Below are 18,301 nucleotides of genomic sequence, written 5' to 3' on the forward strand. Positions count from 1 at the left end.
GCTGTGGGTGCTGCCCCTGACGGTAGTCCGTCCCGCGCTCGCGGGGCTGGTGATTCGGCAGATGGCGACAGTAGTGCCCCGCGCAGCCCGAATCCACCGGCGTGCGGCGATCAAGGGTTCGGGCCCGGGTGCCGTTTCTCCTGCCACCACCCGGGCCCCGAGGTATCGGGCCTGAATCTGCCGGGCCGCGATCAGCAGGTCACACCCGCGGGACCGCCATGTACTTGTATTCCAGGAACTCGTCGATGCCCACGCGTCCGCCTTCGCGGCCGAGGCCGGATGCCTTGATGCCGCCGAACGGTGCGGCGGGGTTGGACACGATGCCGGTGTTCAGGCCGACCATGCCGACCTCAAGGGCCTCGCTCACGCGGAAACCGCGGTCCACGTCCTGGGTGAACACATAGCCCGCGAGACCCCACGGGGTGTCGTTGGCCAGGCGGACACCCTCGTCCTCCGTGTCGAACGGAACGACGGGGGCCACCGGGCCGAAGATCTCCTCGGTCATCAGGTTCGCCTCGGCGGACACGTCGGCCAGGACGGTGGGTGCGTAGAAGTAGCCGGGGCGGTCCGGCCGGTTTCCGCCGCAGACGACCTTCGCGCCCTTGCCGACGGCGTCGTCGACGAGGTCCTGGACCTTCCGCAGCGCCTTTTCCTCCACGAGCGGGCCGACGTCCGTGCCCGGCTCCACGCCGTCGCCGACCGACAGCGCGCCGAGCCGGGCGGCGAGACGGCGGGCGAACTCGTCGGCGACAGGCCGCTGGACGAAGATCCGGTTCGCGGCCGTGCAGGCCTCGCCCATGTTGCGCATCTTGGCGGCGACCGCGCCCTCGACGGCGCGGTCGAGGTCGGCGTCCTCGAAGACGAGCAAGGGGGCGTTGCCGCCGAGCTCCATCGAGGAGCGCATGACGTGCTGGGAGGCCTGCTCCAGGAGGCGGACGCCCACCGCGGTCGAACCCGTGAAGCTGATCTTGCGGGCGATGCCGCTCGACATCCACGGGGAGACCACCGAGGACGGCTCGGTGGTGCACACGACGTTGAGGACGCCGGCGGGCAGCCCGGCCTCGACGAGGATGTCCACGAGCGCCAGGGAGGACAGCGGGGTGAGGTTGGCGGGCTTGAACACGATCGTGCAGCCGGCCGCGATGGCCGGCCCGATCTTGCGGGTGCCCATGGCGAGCGGGAAGTTCCACGGGGTGACGAGGACACAGGGACCGACGGGCTCGCGCGAGACGAGGATGCGGTTCTTGCCGTCGCCGGTGTTCGTGAGGTCGCCACCAATACGGACGGCCTCTTCGGCGAACCAGCGAAAGAACTCGGCGGCGTAGGCGACTTCGCCCTTGGCCTCGGCCAGCGGCTTGCCCATCTCCGAGGTCATGATGAGGGCGAGTTCGTCCTGCCGCGCCATGAGGAGGTCGTAGGCGCGGCGCAGGATCTCGCTGCGCTCGCGGGGACTGGTCCTGGCCCACTCCTTCTGCGTGCGGCCCGCGGTCTCGATAGCGCGCCGGGCGTCCTCGGGGCCGCCGTCGGCGACCGTGGCGATGACTTCCTCGGTGGCCGGGTTGACGACGTCGAAGTGGGCGCCGGACGCGGCCTCGCCCCACTTGCCGTCGATGAAGATGCCGGTGCTGACCTTGGCGATGACCTCGCGGGCCTGCTGTGGGGTACGGGGGGTGCTGGTGCTCATGAGAGTTCTTCTGTTCCCTTGGTGTGTCGGTCGTTGGTGGTGGTCGTCGTCCGGCGCCGGTCGAGGAGTTGGGCCAGGTGCAGGCCGGGCCGCCTTGGGTCGAGCTGGTCCACTTGTCTGGCGCAGGAGAAGCCGTCGGTGAGCACCGCGGCGTCGTGGTCGGTGGCCCGCAGCGCGGGGGCCAGCGCGTTCTCGGCGACCTGCATGCTCACGTCGTGGTGCTGGGCCTCGAAGCCGAAGTTTCCCGCCACGCCACAGCAGCCGCTGGCGTCGACGACCTCGCGTACCCCGGCCGCCTCCAGCACCGTCCGCTGGGCGGCGGCCCCGAAGACCGAGTACTCGTGGCAGTGCGTCTGGAGCACAGCTTGCTCCGGAAGCGGCCGTGCCGGGGACGGTTCCCAGCCCGCGGCCACTCGGTCAGCGAGGTGTGTCGCGAAGCTGCGTACGCGTGCGGCGACGCGCTTGGCCTGTTCCGTGTGGACCAGTTCGGGCAAATCCTTGCGGAGCGCGGCCGCGCAGCTCGGCTCGACGACGACGATCGGCCGGTCGGTTCCGTCGTCGAGTGCTTCGGCCGCCTTGGACAACAGTCGCTTTGCGGTGCCGAGTTGGCCCGTCGAGATCCACGTCAGGCCGCAGCAGGCGTCGGCGGAGCAGCCGACGGTCTCGCCGGCGTCCGTGAGGACCCGGGCGGCCGCACCGGCCACCTCGGGGCGGAAGCCGCGCGTGAACGTGTCCACGAACAGGACCACGGAGTCCTGGTCCGCGCTGCCGCCCGCGGCCCGGACACCGGCGTCGGCGACCTCGCGCCGCCACTCCCGCGCACCAGCGAACCGCGGCAGTGCACGCTTCGTCGTGAGCCCGCCCAGTGCGGCCGCGACCTTGCCGAGAGGGGTTGCCAGGACCGCGTTGACGACGGGGGACAGTCGGCTCGTCAGCTTGAGCCAGCGCGGGAGCCAGCCGAGCGAGAAGTGCGCGAGCGGACGGAGTCGGCCGCGGTAGTAGTGGTCGAAGAACTCCGACTTGTACGTGGCCATGTCGACACCGGCGGGGCAGTCCGTCGAGCAGGCCTTGCACGCCAGGCACAGGTCGAGTGCCTCCCGGACCTCCTCGGAGCGCCAGCCCTCCTCGACCGTGCGTGCGCCACGGACCATGTCCTGCAGCACGCGGGCCCGGCCGCGAGTCGAGTCCTTCTCGTCCCGGGTGGCGCGGTAGCTGGGGCACATCACCCCGCCGCTGTCCGCACGGCACCGGCCCACGCCGATGCAGCCCTGAGTGGCGTGGACCCACGGGTCCGTCCCGGCGGAGGCCGCCGGACGCAGATCGAAGCTCGTACGCCATTCGCGGTCGGGCACTCCCGCGAGCGCGAGGTTGGCGTCCAGCGGGTCGGGATCCGTCATGGAGCCCGGGTTCAGGATGCCCGCCGGGTCCCACAGACGGCGGGACTCGGCGAACGCGGCCATCACCTCGGGCGAGTACATGAGCGGCAGCAACTCGGATCGGGCGCGGCCGTCGCCGTGCTCGCCGGACAGCGATCCGCCGTGCCGGACGACGAGTTCGGCGGCCCGCCGGGTGAACTTCCGGAAGACCGCGCGGCCTTCTTCGCTGCGCAGGTCGTAGGTGATGCGGATGTGCATGCAGCCGGCGCCGAAGTGCCCGTACATGACGCCGGTGAGTTCGTGCTCGGTCAGCAGGTCTCGGAGGTCGGCCAGGTAGTCCGCGAGCTGTTCGGGCGCGACCGCCGAATCCTCCCAGCCCGGCCACGACTCGCCGCCCGACGCCAGCCGCGAGGACAGGCCGGCTCCGTCTTCGCGCACGCGCCAGAGCGAGGCGCGTTCCGACGGGTCCGCGGCGGGACGGCCCTGAACGAGCCGCCCGTTCTCCTCGAGGCGGGCGAGCAGTCGCTCCGCCTGCGCCTGCACGGACGCGGGGTCGTCGCCGTCGAGGTCCACGAAGAGCCACGCACGTCCCTCGGGCAGGCCCAGGACGGAGTCGGGGCCGCGACGGTGCCGCATCGTGGCGACGATGGCCTCGTCGGTGCCCTCGACGGCAGCGGGGGAGAACTCGAGGATGGTGGGGATGTCGCGGGCGGCGTCGACGACGTCCTCGTAGCCGAGGCAGACGAGCAGTGCGCTCGCCGGTTTCGGTACGAGCTTCATGCGCGCGCCCACGACGACGGCCCACGTTCCTTCGGAGCCGACGACGGCGCGGGCGACGTTGAACTTCTTCTCCGGCAGGAGGTTTTCGAGGTGGTAGCCGGAGACCTGCCGGGGAATGCGGCCGAGTTCGAGGCGGAGGGCGCTCAAGTGCTTCTGCGCGAGCCGGGCCAGTGAGGTGGTGAGGTCCTCGGCGCGGGCGACGGAGAAGGCGTCGGCGGGATCTGTGGCCCGCAGGCCGGTCCCGGTCGCGGTCAGCCGGGCGCCGTCGGACGTGACGAGGTCGATCTCCGCCACGTGGTCGGAAGTGCGGCCGTAGCGGACGGAGTGGTTGCCGCAGGCGTCGTTGCCGATGGCGCCGCCGACGGTGGCACGGTTCTTGGACGAGGGGTCGGGCGCGAACGTGCGGCGGCCGTCGGTGGCCCGTTCCACCTCGCGCGACAGCGTCGCCAGGACGACGCCGGGCTCGACGTCGACCGTCCCCGCGGCCTCGTCGATGTGCAGGAGGCGATCCATGTGCCGTGAGAAGTCCAGGACGAGACCGGGGCCAACGGCGTTGCCCGCCATGGACGTTCCGCCGCCGCGGGCGATAACCGCGGTGCCGCTCGCCCGGCACGCGGCGACGGCGGCCACGACGTCGTCGACGGTGCGCGGGAACGCGACCGCGAGCGGTGCGACGCGGTAGTTGGAGGCGTCATAGGCATACTCGGAGCGCCGCCGCGCAGAGGCATCGGCTTCCACCCCGGCCTCCGCGAGCTCGTGGAGCAGGGCCGCCGTCGCCGCACTGACCTCCTCGACGACGGGACCGTCATCGGTGGCCGCCCGCTTGCCATCGGCGGTGGTGCCATGGTGCGGCGGTTCGGGGGCGTGCGGCACCGGGCGGCCGGCGGAATCGGTCATGGGCATGAGCTCTTTCTCAGAAGGTCGGGGCAGGAGCCGGTGCCGCGGCACGGGACAACGCGCGCCCCGTGCCGCCCGGCGTCGACTCAGAACGTGTGCAGCACCGCGCGAAAGAACTCGGTCGGCGCCACGGCCTCGACGGGTGCGGGGCCCTCGTTCGCCAGGAACTCGTACCCGGTCTCGGGACCGTACTTCTCGCCGCCCGCGGTCACCTCGCCGTTGATCTGGAACAGGATCTCGATGGAGGGGAATTGGCCCGCCTGGTACACCGCTCCGGGCTCCAGACGTAGGAACCCGAGCCGCAGGTCGCGCTCCGTGAAGCGGCCCAGCCACTTCTCCGAGACACCCGCGTCGGCCTGCTGCCAGTCGTAGGCCTGCGGGTCCATCGCGATGACATCGGTGTAGCGCGGAGCCGCGAACTCGAGCTTGCGGCCCATGGCACGCTCGAAGATGGCCTGCGAGCCGTCCTCGGACTGCGGCACACCGTTCGCGTCCGTGTAGTGGTAGAGGCCCTTCTTGAACTCACCGGTCTTGTTGAGCTCGGCGTTCACCTCCTCGCGCTTCGCGACGCTCAGGTAGCCCTGACCGCTCGCGCCGCCGCACTGCAGGACCATGGTGCGCAGCCCCGCGGGGCGTTCCTGCGGGCCGTAGTGGACGCTCTCGGGGAAGTACCCGACCCACCCTTCCTCCAGGACGTCCGTCTCCGTGTACGGGAGCCGACCCTCGATGACGTAGCGGATCTGGTCGAAGTTGTGGCGGTGGCGCGGGGTGCGCCAGCCGCCGTCGCCGGTGTGGCCCATGTTCAGGTCGTAGTTGTTGGGCGAGCCGTCCTCACCGAACAGCAGGTGCTTCTGGTCGAGGACTCCCTCGCGCATCGTCCCGACCCGCTCGCTGCCGGTGTCGGCTGCCTTGCTGACGCGCATCTCTGCTTCTCCAAAGGGTCGATGTCATCCCGCCCGCGGCGAACGCCGGAGGGCTGGTGCGTCCGGTCTGCATGCAGGCTTTCTGCCGCTGCGCAGAGCCGGTAACTGCCATTGACGATATCCCATAATGCGGGATACCTTTCAAGTGCCAGCAGGATTCTTGTGACAGAATCCCACAGTGCGGGATTTACATGCTCCTGAATTTCGGGGGTGGACCAGGTGAGACGCGAGTGCGGGCGGCCGGGACGGCGCCCTCGTCCACCACTGCCGCACACCCATCACGAAGCGCGACGCGACGAGGATCGGTCATGACGACAACACCCCTGACTCACACCCCACACGACTCCGGCGTGCCGGCGTCGGCAAGGGACTTCAGCGTGGACGGGCGGGTGGTCCTGATCACCGGCGCCGCTCAGGGCATCGGCCGTGAGCTGGCCCGCCAGTTCGCGGCGGCCGGAGCCCTCGCCGTGGTGGCCGACCTCGACCTTGCGAAGGCGGAGGCGGTCGTCAAGGAGATTCACGACGCGGGCGGGGTCGGCCTGGCTGTGCAGGTGGACGTGGCCGACGAGGCCTCCGCAGTCGCGATGGTCGACACCGTCATCGAGAAGTGGGGCCGCGTCGACGTCCTGATCAACAACGCGTCGATCTTCGCGACCATCGAGAAGGGGCCGTTCGACCAGATCCCCCTGGCGCAGTGGGAAAAGGTTCTTAAGGTCAATGTGACCGGAACCTACCTGTGTGTGAAGGCCGTTGCCGCGCACATGCGCAGGGCCGGCTTCGGCCGCATCGTCAACATCTCCTCCGACTCGGTGACCCGAGGCACCGTCAACTACCTGCACTACGTCACCTCCAAGGCGGCGGTGATCGGCATGACCAACTCCCTGGCGCGCGAGCTGGGCGGCCACGGGATCACCGTGAACTGCGTACGCCCGGGCATGGTCGCCACGGAGGTCGAACGCACCGTCAACCCCACCGTCGAGGTCCGTGAGCGCGCCGCGTCGCAGCAGTGCATCCCGCGCGGGATGGTCCCCACCGACCTGGTCGGCGTCATGTTCTTCCTGGCCGCACCGGCGTCCGCGTTCATCACCGGCCAGACGATCGCCTGCGACGGCGGCTACACGCACAGCAGTTGAAGCGCCCGGCGTTGAACCGCCCGGCGTTGAACCCTCCGGCCCACCCGACCCGCCACACACCGTCCGAGGAGACGCAGCCGCTCATGAGGCAGTACCCGCACCTGTACATCGACGGTCGCTGGACCGAGCCGATGCAGCCTTACGAACAGGAACTCACCGACCCCACCCGCGAAGAGCCCTTCGCCCGGGTGACTCTCGGCACGGCCGCGGACGTGGACCGCGCGGTGGCCGCGGCCCGACGTGCCTTCGAGACCTACTCCACCACCTCGGTGGACGAGCGGGTCGCGTTGATCGACCGCATCATCGACGTCTACGAGTCGCACATCGACGAGTTCTCCGAGCTGATCGCGCGCGAGGTCGGCATCCCCGTCGCGAACCGCGCTCAGGTCACGGGCCCGGCCGAGCACATGAGGGTGGCCCGCGACCTCGTGCGTGCGTACGCCTTCGAGTCACGGATCGGCGGCGCCATCGTCCGCCGCGAGCCGATCGGTGTCTGCGCGCTGATCTCGCCGTGGAACTGGCCGGTCCAGACGGGCGTCATCAAGGTCATCTACGCTCTGGCCGCCGGATGCACCGTGGTCGCCAAGCCCAGCGTCAACTCCGCCGCCAGCGGCGCGCTGCTGGCGCAGGTGCTGCACGAGGCCGAGGTGCCGGCGGGCGTCTTCAATCTGGTCAACGGCGCCGGCCGCGACGTGGGCGACGCGCTCTCACGCCACCCGGACGTGGACCTGATCTCCTTCACCGGGTCCACCGGCGCGGGCAAGGTGGTGGGCGCCGCCGCCGCGGACACCGTGAAGCGCGTCTGCCTCGAACTGGGCGGCAAGTCGGCCAACATTGTGCTGCCCGACGCCGACCTCGAACGGGCCGCACGCTGGAACATCCAACGCTGCTTCTTCAACGCCGGACAGTCCTGCCACGCCCCGAGCCGCATGCTGGTGCACGAGAGCCAGGTCGACCAGGTGGCCGCCTTCCTGGCCGACGAGGCGGCCCGCTACCGCCTCGGCGACCCGCTGGAGCAGTCGACGACCATGGGGCCGGTCGTCAGCGCCGCCCAGTACAAGTCGATCCGCGAGCACATCCAGAGCGGAATCGACGAGGGCGCCCACCTCGTCACCGGCGGCCTCGACCGCCCCGAGGGCCTCGACCGGGGCTTCTTCGTGCGGCCCACGGTGTTCACCGGCGTCACACCGGACATGCGCATCGCCCGCGAGGAGATCTTCGGCCCCGTCCTGGCCGTCCTGCCCTACCGCGACGAGGACGAGGCCCTGCGCATCGCGAACGACTCGCCCTACGGGCTCGGCGGCTACGTCTTCGGCCGCGACCCGAAGAACGCCCGGCGCTTCGTCAACGGGCTGCGCGCCGGACGCGTCAGCTATAACGGCGCGGCCACCGACTCGTACACCCCCATGGGCGGCTACAAGCAGTCCGGCATCGGCCGCTCGATGGGCACGTTCGGCCTCGACGAGTACCTCGAAGTCAAGTCCGTCTACGGGTTCGAGGACGAGGCGCAGGCGCTGCCCCCGCTGACCGGTTGAGACACACCGAGCCGTGAGAAACCCCGAGTCGGACAGGAGCCGCCACACCATGAACAACGAACCCGAATCCGCCCCCCTGCTGCGCAACCCCGCCAAGGAGAAGCTGTCCCGCGGCGAACCGGTGTACTCGATGACCATCCGCCTGGCGCGGACCGTCGACATCGCCTCCATCGCCCACACGGCAGGCTTCGACTCCGTCTACATCGACATGGAGCACAGCACTTTCCCCCTGGAAGCCGCCGGCCAGATCTGCATGGCCTGCAACCACTTGGGGATCACCCCCCTCATCCGGGTGCCCGGCCCAGACCCGTTCTTCATGGCCAAGGTCATGGACGCCGGTGCCATGGGGATCGTCGTGCCCGGAGTGCAGTCCGCGGACGAGGCGCGCGCCGCGGTGCGCGCTGTCAAGCACGCCCCCCTGGGCGAGCGCTCTCTCTCGGCTGCCGCCGCACCCCAGCTCAACTATCGATCCCTGCCTGCCGATCGGACGATCCGCGAGCTCGATGCCGCCTCGATGGTGGTCACGCAGATCGAGTCCCGGTCCGGCCTGGAGGCGGCGGATGCCATCGCCGCGGTGGAGGGCGTGGACATCCTCTTCGTGGGCGCGAGCGACCTCAGCGTCGAGCTGGGCGTGCCGGGCCAGGTGGACCACCCCGAGGTGCACAAGGCGTTCCTGCACGTCATTGATGCCTGCCGTACCCACGGCAAGGCCGTGGGCATCGGGGGCCTCGGCGGTCGTCCGGACCTGGTGCGCCAGTACCTGGAACTCGGCGCCGGCTACGTCTCCACCGGCAACGACATCTCCTTCCTCAGCGCCGCAGCCGCGCAGAAGCGTCAGCAGTTCAACTGATCCACACGCGAGCGAACAGGAAACGCACATGAAGATCTGCGTGTACGGCGCCGGAGCCGTCGGTGGGCACATCGCTGGACGCCTCGCCGCCGCCGATACCGGTGCCAAGGCCGAGGTCTCGCTGATCGCCCGTGGGCGGCAGCTGGCCGCGATCCGCGAGCACGGACTGCGGGTGGAGACCAGCGACGGCGAGTTGGTCTCCCATCCGTTCGCCACCGACCGGCCCGGCGATCTGGAGCCGCAGGACATCGTCATCGTCGCGGTCAAGGCCCCGGCCCTGCCGGACATCGCCGAGCACGTCGCCTCCCTGCTACACCGGGACAGCCTGGTGCTGTTCGTCATGAACGGCATTCCCTGGTGGTACTTCCACGCGCACGGCGGCGAGCTGGACGGCACCCGTCTGCCCCGGCTCGACCCCGGTGGGGCGCTGTGGGACTACGTCGGCCCAGAGCGCGCCGTGGGGGCGGTGGCGTACACCGCCTGCAGCGTGGTGGCACCCGGGGTGATCCGGGCCGCCAAGCCGCGAAACCGGCTGCTCATCGGCCGCCCCGACGGGCAGCCGGACGCACGGCTGGACTCCCTGGCGTCGCTGCTGGGCCCGAGCGGCCTGGAGGTCGGCGTCTCGCCGCGGATCCGTGACTCGATCTGGGCCAAGCTCCTGATGAACCTGGTCGGCGGCTCGCTGGCCGTCCTCAGCGCCTCGCCCATGAAGGACGTCCTCGACAAGCCGGCCGTGTCCGAGGTCGCCAAGGCGATGGCGGCCGAGGGCGCCGCCATCGCCCGCGCCTTCGGCTGCGATCCGGGCGACCCCGAGGCGGGCCTGGGCAATCTGGCGAAGTCGGGCCACCTCCAAAGCATTGCGCAGGACCTGCTGGCGGGCCGCCCCATGGAGGTCGATGCCATGTTCCGCGTCCCCCTCGATCTGGCCGCACGGATGCAGGTGCCGACCCCGAACCTCGACCTGGTGACGGATCTGGCGATCCAGCGGGCCCGTGCCGCGGGCCTCTATCACGACACCAGCAACTGACAGCGCACACCGCTGCCAAACCATTGACCAAGTCCCACAATGCTGGATATCTTCAAGAAATCGCTGTGGGGAATCTGCGCCCCGTCGCTGTTGAACCGCTGACACAAGAGCCGACGTGTCACGGCAGAGCCGGCAATTCATTCAGACGGTCCGCCCGCAAGAAGGAGCGGTTCACCAACACACCGTCGTGTTCCCGCCGTTGCGCACGAACACCGAGCCGAAGGTAGTAAGACGCATGTCCGGACAATGTCGACCGAATCCGTGCGTAACTCGTCATCTCAACCCGGCTGACCACATCCCCCGCACGGGAGGTGCCCGCCGATGAACACACATGTCAATGCGGGCCCGCGTCTCGACAACATTCCGGTGGGCAAGTTCCACCGACGCCTGGCGCTGCTGGTCAGCCTCGGGATGTTCTTCGACTCGTTCGACAACACACTCTCGGCCGGCGTTCTGGCCTCAATGCTGGACACCGGCTTCTCGACGCTGGAACTGAACTCGCTCTTCCTGTCGGTCACGTTCGCCGGCCTCGCGATCGGGGCGGCCTTCGCCGGCTGGCTCGGCGACCGGGTCGGACGTGCCTACGCCTTCCAGTTCAGCCTGGCGCTCTTCGGGATCCTCGCCCTGGCCGCGGCCCTCGCCCCCTCGATGCAGGTGCTCATCGTCCTGCGCGGCCTGATGAGTATCGGCATGGGCGCCGAGTACGTCATCTGCTACGGCATGATCACCGAGTTCATCCCGCCCGGCCGCCGCGGCCGCTTCCTGGGCCTGCTCGGCATCTTCGCCGGGCTCGGTGTCTCGCTGTCCTCGCTCCTGGGCTGGGTGGTCATCCCGGTGTTCTCCTGGCGCGGGATGTTCGTCATCGGCGGCGTGGGCGCCCTGATCGCCTGGTGGATGCGCCGGGACATGCCGGAGTCCCCACAGTGGCTGGAGTCGCGCGGCCGGTACGAGGAGGCCGAGGCCGTCATCCAGCGGATCGCACGGGACTCCGGCGTTTCCGAGGAGGCCGCGTCGGCTCCTGTCGACCAGCAGCCGGCCGGTGCCACGGACGAGAAGGCCGAGTGGGTGCCGATGACCGTGCTGTTCTCCCGCACGGTCATCCGGCGGACGCTGATGGCGCTGGTGCTGACCGTCACCTGCCTCTACGGTTCGTACGTCGTCACCGGCTGGATGCCCACCTTCTTCGTGGAGCAGGGGATGACCGTCTCGAAGTCCCTCGGTTTCAACGCCGCCATCATGTCCGGCTATGTCGCGGGACCGCTGCTGTGCATGTTCATCGTCGACCGCCTCGGGCGGCGCCGCAGCCTCATGATGTTCGGCGCGCTCTCGGCCGTCTTCGGCGGCATCTATCCGTTCATGACCGCGCCCGCGCTGGTCATCGCCGTCGGATTCATCCTGGTCGCGACGGTCGCCTCGTTCCTGACCCTGGGCCTCGGCACGGTCCCCGAGTTCTTCCCCACGGCCTTCCGCTTCCGTGGCGGCGGCCTGGCCCAGACCGTCGGCCGCGTCGGCCTGATCTTCTCTCCCTTCATCGTCCTGTGGCTGTTCAACAGCTACGGCGTCCTCGGAGTGATCCTGGCCGTCTCCGGCATGTACATCGTCGTGACCGTGCTCAACGCCGTGGCCGGTGTCGACACCTCTCGCGAGGCACTGGAGCAGATCGCCCCGGAGGGCGATACCACGGACGGGCCACCGGCCGACGACGCGCCGGACACGGCGCAGCCCACGTCGGGCGCGTCCCCCCGGTCGCTCTCGAGCTGAACTCCCTTGCCCCGGAAGTCCGTGGTGGGCTGCCGGGCGGCACGCGCGCCGCAGCCGGTGGCGCTGCCCATCTCCTGATGATTGAGGATCGTAGACATGCAAGCTGTTGTATTCCTGGGTGAGGACAAGATCGACCTCCGTGAGCTTCCCGATCCGGTGCCCGGACCGGACGAGGTCGTCATCCGTGTGAAGGCCTCCGGCATGTGCGGAAGTGACCTCAATCATCTGCACGGCCCGGCGCGCTCCGAGTCCGAGCAGGTCATCGAAGGACACGAGCCGTGTGGCGTCGTCGAGCTGGTCGGCGACGCCGTGCGCCCCAGCGAGGCCAAGGTCGGCGACCGGGTCATGGTGCATCATTACGACGGGTGCCGTACCTGCCGGTACTGTCGCACCGGCTGGACCCAGTACTGCCCGAACGCCCGCACGGTGTACGGCGGCCTGGACGGCGACGGTGCACATGCGGACTTCATGAAGGTCCCCGCGCACGCGCTGATCCGGCTGCCCGACTCACTGTCGTTCAAGACCGGTGCGGCCATTTCCTGCGGCACCGGGACGGCCTTCGGAGCCATCAAGAGGGTGGGACTGTCCGCGGACGAGACCGTGGCGGTCTTCGGCCAGGGGCCCGTGGGGTTGAGCGCCACGATGCTGGCCAAGGCCTTCGGCGCCCGCGTCATCGCCATCGATGTCGAGCCCTCGCGCCTGGAGATGGCCAAGAAGTTCGGCGCCGACCATGTCGTCAACGCACAGGAGCAGGACCCGGTGGCCGCCGTTCGTGAGCTGACCCGTGATGGCGAAGGAGCGGACAAGTCCATCGAGTGCAGTGCCAACGCCACGGTGCGCCGTCAGGCCGTCCAGGCACTGAGGCGCTGGGGAACCGCCTGCATGGTCGGCGTCTTCGGCACGATCGAGCTGGACAGCGAGGAACTCATCCAGTTGCAGAAGACCGTCGTCGGCTCGCTCACCTTCAGCAAGAACCAGCAGGAGGAGTGCGCCCTGTTCGTGGCCGAGCGCGGCCTGGACGTGGAGTCGCTGTTCACCGACGAGTTCCGTCTCGACGAAGCCGAGCGGGCCTACGAGCTGTTCGACCGACGCCAGATCGGCAAGGGCGTCTTCATTTTCGATTGAGACGGCGTCACAGGCACAGTGAAAGGCAAGCAGTGAGCACATCCCAGCAGGACTCCGTCCTGTGCAAGCAGGCCAGTGACTTCCTCTCCCGCGACGTACAGCACCTCTTCATCGACGGCGAGTGCGTTCCGGCCGCGTCCGGTCGGACACTCACCACGGTCGACCCGTCGGCCGGTGAGACCCTGACGCGGCTCGCGGCCGGCGATCAGCCGGACGTGGACCGCGCGGTCCACGCCGCGCGCGAGGCGTTCAAGGGCCAGTGGAGCACCTGGACCCCGTACGAGCGTCAGGCGCTGCTGACGCGCGTCGCCCAGGTCCTCGACGAACGGTTCGAGGAACTGATCCAGATCGAGGCCATGGATATGGGCGCCCCCGTCTCGCGGCTGCGAGGCACCAAGCCCGCGCTGATGAAGATGGTGTCGTTCTTCGCCTCGCAGGCGGCGAACATCTCGGGTGAGACGCTGATGAACGGCATCCCCGGCAATGTCACCACGATGACGTTGAAGGCGCCGGTCGGTGTCATTGGCGGGATCATCCCCTGGAACGGCCCGCTCAACAGCCAGTTTTGGATCATCGGTGCCGTCCTGGCCAGCGGGTGCACCGCCGTGCTCAAGCCGTCCGAGGACGCCTCGCTGTCGGTGTTGCGGGTGGCCGAGATCCTGCACGAGGCCGGCGTGCCGGCGGGTGTCATCAACGTCGTCACCGGCCTGGGCAAGGAGGCCGGCCATGCGCTGGCGGCCCACCCCGGCGTCGATCGCATCGCCTTCACCGGTTCTACGGAGACCGGGCGCAGCATCATCCAGGCGTCCACCGTGAACATCAAGAAGCTGCAGCTCGAACTGGGTGGCAAGTCGGCGGACATCGTGTGCGCGGATGCGGACCTCGACAAGGCGGTTCCGGGAGCGGCGATGGGGGTCTTCGCCAACTCCGGCCAGATCTGCTTCGCCGGCACCCGGGTGCTGGTACAGCGCTCCGTCGTCGACGAGTTCACCGAGCGGCTGCTGGCGTTCGTCGACACCCTGCGCGTCGGGCACAGCTTGGACGGATCCGCCACGCTGGGCCCGGTCATCTCGCAGTCCCAGCTCGACAAGGTGTTGTCCTACATCGACATCGGCCGGGCGGAAGGAGCCCAACTGCTCTGCGGAGGTGGCCGGTTGGGCGGCGACCTCAAAAAGGGCTATTTCGTGCAGCCGAGCGTCTTCGGCGGTGTGACCAACGATATGCGCATCGCCCGCGAGGAGATCTTCGGGCCGGTCCTGTCGATCGTGCCGTTCGACGACGTGGACGAGGCCATCGCCATCGCCAACGACAACGAATACGGCCTCGGGGGAGCGGTGTGGTCACAGAGTCTGTCCACCGCTATGCGCGTGGTCCACGGCGTTCACACCGGCACGATGTGGGTCAACTGCTATGGATACATCGATCCGCTGGTCGGCTTCGGCGGAACGAAGATGAGTGGCTACGGCTCCAAGGGGAGTGCGGCACACATGGACACGTACCTGTACACCAAGAGCGTGTACATGGAGCTGTGACCGTGGATACCGCTGGAAGAAGGCAACGAAGGGCACACAGGCGTGAAGCTGGGTGACATCGAGATCCTGCCCGTGCACGACGGAGTGGGGCACGAGGTGGCTGCCAACATCCTGACCCGACCGGGTGTCGGCGATGCATGGGGTGTCACCACGAGAAACTGGACGAGAACGGAGTCCTCGACTTCGATCTCGGAGGCTTTCTCGTCCGTACCGGCGACCGTGTCGTGCTGATCGACGCGGGCGCGGGAGACGTCACGGATCTGTTGCTTCCCCACGGCGGCCGGTACTCGGGAGGCACCTTCCTGGACTCCCTTCGCAGCTATGGTCTGACGCCCGAGGACGTCACCGATGTGTGCCTCACGCACCTGCACTGGGACCACGTCGGCTGGGCGTCGCACAAGGGCGAGGTCGTCTTCCCGAACGCCACCTACCGGCTGCACGAGACGGAGTGGGACCACTTCGTGGAGCGCGGTAACGCGAGTCCCGCCGTACTGACCAGCATGCTGCCCGTGAAGAACCGCATCGAGCCCTTCAGCGAGGACTTCACCGTCGCCCCCGGACTGGACTCGCTGCACACCCCGGGCCACACCCCCGGTTCCGTCTCGTACGTGGTCTCCCAGGGGAAGCGGCGCGCCATCATGCTCGGAGACGTCGTGCACTCGGTGGTGGAGCTGGAGGAGCGCGACTGGGAAGCCCTCTACGACGTGGACCCCTCGGCCGCCTCGGCGGTCCGCAACTTGATCGCCGACGAAGCCGCGGATACGGAGGACCTGGTGGTCGGCGCGCACTTCCCGGACCTGCGGTTCGGCCGCCTCGTCACCATCGACGGTGAGCGCAGGTTCCGGCCGGTGTGAGGGGTCAGCCGAGGGTCGAGGAGGCCGGCAGGTGCTGGTCGGCGGCCCAGGAGCCCAGAATGCGCAGCCGGTCGTGAGTCGGGGAGTCGGCCGGGGCGGTCCACACAGTCAGGTGCTGGTCGGGGTCCGTGTTCGCGGTGAGGGTGTCCCACTCCAGGACCAGCTCGCCCACGGCCGGGTGGTTCAGCGTCTTTGTGCCGATGGTGCGGGCGGCGACCCGGTGATCGCTCCACCACTGAGCGAATTGCTTGTCCCGCATGGAGAGCTCACCGACCAGTTCGATCAGGCGCGGGTCCTCGGGGTACTTCGCCGCCTCCATGCGCAACTGTGCCACGGCGATGCGCGCAGAGCCCTCCCAGTCGGCGTACAGGCTGCGCATGGCCGGGTCGACGAAAATGATCCGCGGATAGTTGCGGTGCTTTTCCGGGATGCGGGAGAAGTCGGTGACCAGGGCGGCGGCCAGCGCGTTCCACGCGAGAATGTCCCCGCGACGGCCCTGCACAAGGGCGGGGACGGCGGTGAGGTCGTCGAGCACCCGCTGCAGCTGGGGCTGGACCTGCTGCCGTCCGCGTCGGCGGGCGCGGGGGGTGTTTTTGCCCGCGAGCTGCAGGAGGTAGCCCCGCTCGTCGTCGTCGAATTTGAGCACGCGGGCGAGGGTCTCAAGGACGGGCGTGGACGCCTGCATGCGGCCCTGTTCGACGCGAGTGTAGTAGTCGGTGCTGATGCTGGCGAGCTGGGCGACCTCCTCGCGGCGTAGCCCGGGCACGCGGCGGGGCCTGTCGGATTCCGGCAGGCCAACGGCGCTCGGGCTCAGCTCCGCGCGCCGCTTCTTGAGGAATTCTCCCAGCTCGTTGAGGGGGCTCGTGCTGGTCATGGTTCCCAGCATGGCATGCAGAGGGCCTGCGGTGAGGGGGAGAGTTTTCTCCCTGGATAGATCGTCCCCGGAAGCTTTTCTCCGCTTTCCGCGCCCGTCTGCCCGTGTGATTCTCGAAAACAAGAAGCCGCATGCCGTTCTCCGAAGGTTGCGGCACCTGGCACAGCGAAGGAAGCACCACCATGCGCGGAGCAGTCATCTACGCCCCCGGCGACGTGCGCTTCGAGACGCTCGACGACCCGAAGATCGTTCACCCCACCGACGCGATCATCCGTACCGCCGTCACCTGTGTGTGCGGCTCAGACCTGTGGCCCTATCGCGGTGCGGAGCCCATCGGTGATCCGCATCCGATGGGGCACGAGTACGTCGGATTCGTCGAGGAGGTCGGTTCCGAGGTCACGGCCGTGAAGCCGGGCCAGTTCGTCGTCGGCTCGTTCGCGACCTCGGACAACACCTGTCCGAACTGCGTGAACGGCTTCCAGTCGAATTGTCTGCACCGCGAGTTCATGTCCACTTGCCAGGCCGACTACGTCCGTATCCCGAACGCGCAGGGCACCCTGGTCGCAGCCGACGGGGTGCCGGACGAGAAGTACTGGCCCGGTCTGCTGGCCGTGTCCGATGTGATGGGCACCGGCTGGTGGGCCGCCGACGCCGCCGAGGTGAAGCCCGGCTCCACCGCCGTCGTGGTCGGTGACGGTGCGGTCGGCCTGTGCGGCGTCATCGCGGCCAAGGAGATGGGCGCGGAGCGGATCATCGCCATGTCGCGCCACGAGTCGCGCCAGAAGCTGGCCCGGGAGTTCGGCGCCACGGACATCGTCATCGAGCGTGGCGAGGAGGGCGTCGCCCGGATCAAGGAGCTGACCGGCGGCATCGGCGCGGACAGCGTCCTGGAGTGCGTCGGCACCGCCCAGTCCATGCAGCAGGCGCTGCACTCGGCGCGGCCCGGCGGCAACGTCGGCTTCGTCGGCGTCCCGCACGACGTCGCCGTCGACGGCCAGGAGCTGTTCTTCTCCCACGTGGGCCTGCGCGGCGGCCCCGCCCCCGTACGCCGCTACCTGCCGGACCTCATCGACCGTGTCCTGAGCGGCGCCATCGACCCGGGCAAGGTCTTCGACCTCACCCTCCCGCTCGACCAGGTCGCCGAGGGCTACAAGGCGATGGACGAGCGCCGCGCCATCAAGACCCTCCTCACTCCCTGACCCACCACGCTGTTCCGGGGCCGGGCGCTGCCCGGCCCCGGCCATTCACTCGCGAAGGATGCACCGTGACCACGTTCGCTCTCGTCGGCGCAGGCCCCGGCCTGGGCCTCGCCACCGCCCGTCGCTTCGGCACCGCGGGACACAGCGTCGCGCTCCTCGCCCGCAACGTCGACCGCCTTGAGGAACTTGCGGCCGAACTGGGCCGCGACGGCATCGAAGCCCGCGGCTTTCCCGCCGACGTCCTGGACCCCGCCTCCCTCACCACGGCCCTTCGTGAAGCCGCCGACGTGCTCGGGCCGATCGAGATCCTCCAGTACAGCCCGGTGCCGCGCGCCGACTTCATGAAGCCCGTCCTCGACATCGGCACGGCCGACCTCGACGCTCCCCTGGCCTTCTCCGTCAAGGGGCCGGTCACCTGCGTCAACGCCGTCCTGCCCGGCATGCGCGAACTCGGCCGCGGCACCCTGCTGTTCGTCAACGGTGGCAGCGCGGTGCGCCCACATCCCGAGCGGGCCGGCACCTCCATCGCGTTCGCCGCCGAGAGCGCCTACGCGGCGATGCTTCACGGCGTACTCGCTACGGAGAACATCCACGCCACACAGCTGATCATCCCCGGGGCGATCCGCCCCGATTCCGAGACGAGCAGCCCCTCTGTCCTCTCCGAGCGCCTGTACGCGCTGCACACCGAGCGGACCGGGTTCCGGCACTACGCCGAGCCCCTGTCCGACTGACGTCCGTCGACTCCCGCTGA

14 protein-coding genes are annotated in these 18,301 nt (G+C 69.2%); 10 read left to right on the forward strand and 4 right to left on the reverse strand.

Annotated features, from left to right (window positions below; translation table 11 throughout):
- Window positions 1-199 precede the first annotated feature (199 nt).
- From ABII15_RS35715 to ABII15_RS35725, 3 genes are all read right to left on the reverse strand, one after another.
- Window positions 200-1,684: an NAD-dependent succinate-semialdehyde dehydrogenase gene (locus ABII15_RS35715; protein ID WP_353946425.1), complete on the reverse strand. Its 1,485-nt coding sequence runs from the start codon at window positions 1,682-1,684 to the stop codon at window positions 200-202.
- On the reverse strand, window positions 1,681-4,737 hold the full coding sequence (locus ABII15_RS35720; RefSeq protein ID WP_353946426.1) for an FAD-binding and (Fe-S)-binding domain-containing protein: 3,057 nt from the start codon (window positions 4,735-4,737) through the stop codon (window positions 1,681-1,683). The genes ABII15_RS35715 and ABII15_RS35720 overlap by 4 nt, the downstream gene beginning before the upstream one ends.
- Before the next feature lie 86 nt (window positions 4,738-4,823).
- The gene (locus ABII15_RS35725) at window positions 4,824-5,660 is read right to left on the reverse strand and encodes a hypothetical protein (protein ID WP_353946427.1); all 837 of its coding nucleotides are present in this window, start codon (window positions 5,658-5,660) and stop codon (window positions 4,824-4,826) included.
- Between the two features lie 308 nt (window positions 5,661-5,968).
- On the opposite strand from ABII15_RS35725, the gene ABII15_RS35730 reads away from it, so the two are divergent.
- From ABII15_RS35730 to ABII15_RS35765, 8 genes are all read left to right on the forward strand, one after another.
- Complete coding sequence (locus ABII15_RS35730; protein WP_353946428.1) at window positions 5,969-6,793, forward strand: SDR family oxidoreductase; 825 nt, start codon at window positions 5,969-5,971, stop codon at window positions 6,791-6,793.
- Between the two features lie 83 nt (window positions 6,794-6,876).
- On the forward strand, window positions 6,877-8,328 hold the full coding sequence (locus tag ABII15_RS35735; protein ID WP_353946429.1) for an aldehyde dehydrogenase family protein: 1,452 nt from the start codon (window positions 6,877-6,879) through the stop codon (window positions 8,326-8,328).
- A gap of 49 nt (window positions 8,329-8,377) precedes the next feature.
- Window positions 8,378-9,178 (forward strand): aldolase/citrate lyase family protein, encoded by an 801-nt coding sequence (locus ABII15_RS35740; protein WP_353946430.1) that lies wholly within the window; start codon window positions 8,378-8,380, stop codon window positions 9,176-9,178.
- A gap of 28 nt (window positions 9,179-9,206) precedes the next feature.
- A complete protein-coding gene (locus tag ABII15_RS35745) occupies window positions 9,207-10,205 on the forward strand; it encodes a 2-dehydropantoate 2-reductase (protein ID WP_353946431.1) in 999 nt (332 codons plus the stop codon).
- Window positions 10,206-10,526: 321 nt separating this feature from the next.
- Window positions 10,527-11,966 (forward strand): MFS transporter, encoded by a 1,440-nt coding sequence (locus tag ABII15_RS35750; protein ID WP_353946432.1) that lies wholly within the window; start codon window positions 10,527-10,529, stop codon window positions 11,964-11,966.
- Window positions 11,967-12,062: 96 nt separating this feature from the next.
- The gene (locus tag ABII15_RS35755) at window positions 12,063-13,091 is read left to right on the forward strand and encodes a zinc-binding dehydrogenase (protein WP_353946433.1); all 1,029 of its coding nucleotides are present in this window, start codon (window positions 12,063-12,065) and stop codon (window positions 13,089-13,091) included.
- Between the two features lie 32 nt (window positions 13,092-13,123).
- A complete protein-coding gene (locus tag ABII15_RS35760) occupies window positions 13,124-14,623 on the forward strand; it encodes an aldehyde dehydrogenase family protein (protein WP_353946434.1) in 1,500 nt (499 codons plus the stop codon).
- 137 nt (window positions 14,624-14,760) lie between these two features.
- Window positions 14,761-15,477, forward strand: a complete 717-nt coding sequence (locus ABII15_RS35765) for an MBL fold metallo-hydrolase (protein WP_353946435.1) — start codon at window positions 14,761-14,763, stop codon at window positions 15,475-15,477.
- Window positions 15,478-15,481: 4 nt separating this feature from the next.
- Here the strand turns inward: ABII15_RS35765 and ABII15_RS35770 are convergent, their stop codons facing one another.
- Window positions 15,482-16,351, reverse strand: a complete 870-nt coding sequence (locus ABII15_RS35770; RefSeq protein ID WP_353946436.1) for a helix-turn-helix transcriptional regulator — start codon at window positions 16,349-16,351, stop codon at window positions 15,482-15,484.
- A gap of 182 nt (window positions 16,352-16,533) precedes the next feature.
- Between ABII15_RS35770 and ABII15_RS35775 the strand changes: the two genes are divergently transcribed.
- Window positions 16,534-17,550 (forward strand): zinc-dependent alcohol dehydrogenase family protein, encoded by a 1,017-nt coding sequence (locus tag ABII15_RS35775; RefSeq protein WP_353946437.1) that lies wholly within the window; start codon window positions 16,534-16,536, stop codon window positions 17,548-17,550.
- 65 nt (window positions 17,551-17,615) lie between these two features.
- Window positions 17,616-18,281: an SDR family NAD(P)-dependent oxidoreductase gene (locus ABII15_RS35780; RefSeq protein ID WP_353946438.1), complete on the forward strand. Its 666-nt coding sequence runs from the start codon at window positions 17,616-17,618 to the stop codon at window positions 18,279-18,281.
- Window positions 18,282-18,301: the final 20 nt, after the last annotated feature.

The sequence above is a fragment of the Streptomyces sp. HUAS MG91 genome (assembly GCF_040529335.1).
In the GTDB taxonomy this organism is placed as follows: domain Bacteria; phylum Actinomycetota; class Actinomycetes; order Streptomycetales; family Streptomycetaceae; genus Streptomyces; species Streptomyces tabacisoli.

What these genes read in the sequence shown, in the direction of transcription:
- ABII15_RS35715 (WP_353946425.1), bottom strand. Translation starts at nt 1,684, where the DNA reads ATGAGCACCAGCACCCCCCGTACCCCACAGCAGGCCCGCGAGGTCATC.
- ABII15_RS35720 (WP_353946426.1), bottom strand. Translation starts at nt 4,737, where the DNA reads ATGACCGATTCCGCCGGCCGCCCGGTGCCGCACGCCCCCGAACCGCCG.
- ABII15_RS35725 (WP_353946427.1), bottom strand. Translation starts at nt 5,660, where the DNA reads ATGCGCGTCAGCAAGGCAGCCGACACCGGCAGCGAGCGGGTCGGGACG.
- ABII15_RS35730 (WP_353946428.1), top strand. Translation starts at nt 5,969, where the DNA reads ATGACGACAACACCCCTGACTCACACCCCACACGACTCCGGCGTGCCG.
- ABII15_RS35735 (WP_353946429.1), top strand. Translation starts at nt 6,877, where the DNA reads ATGAGGCAGTACCCGCACCTGTACATCGACGGTCGCTGGACCGAGCCG.
- ABII15_RS35740 (WP_353946430.1), top strand. Translation starts at nt 8,378, where the DNA reads ATGAACAACGAACCCGAATCCGCCCCCCTGCTGCGCAACCCCGCCAAG.
- ABII15_RS35745 (WP_353946431.1), top strand. Translation starts at nt 9,207, where the DNA reads ATGAAGATCTGCGTGTACGGCGCCGGAGCCGTCGGTGGGCACATCGCT.
- ABII15_RS35750 (WP_353946432.1), top strand. Translation starts at nt 10,527, where the DNA reads ATGAACACACATGTCAATGCGGGCCCGCGTCTCGACAACATTCCGGTG.
- ABII15_RS35755 (WP_353946433.1), top strand. Translation starts at nt 12,063, where the DNA reads ATGCAAGCTGTTGTATTCCTGGGTGAGGACAAGATCGACCTCCGTGAG.
- ABII15_RS35765 (WP_353946435.1), top strand. Translation starts at nt 14,761, where the DNA reads ATGGGGTGTCACCACGAGAAACTGGACGAGAACGGAGTCCTCGACTTC.
- ABII15_RS35770 (WP_353946436.1), bottom strand. Translation starts at nt 16,351, where the DNA reads ATGACCAGCACGAGCCCCCTCAACGAGCTGGGAGAATTCCTCAAGAAG.
- ABII15_RS35775 (WP_353946437.1), top strand. Translation starts at nt 16,534, where the DNA reads ATGCGCGGAGCAGTCATCTACGCCCCCGGCGACGTGCGCTTCGAGACG.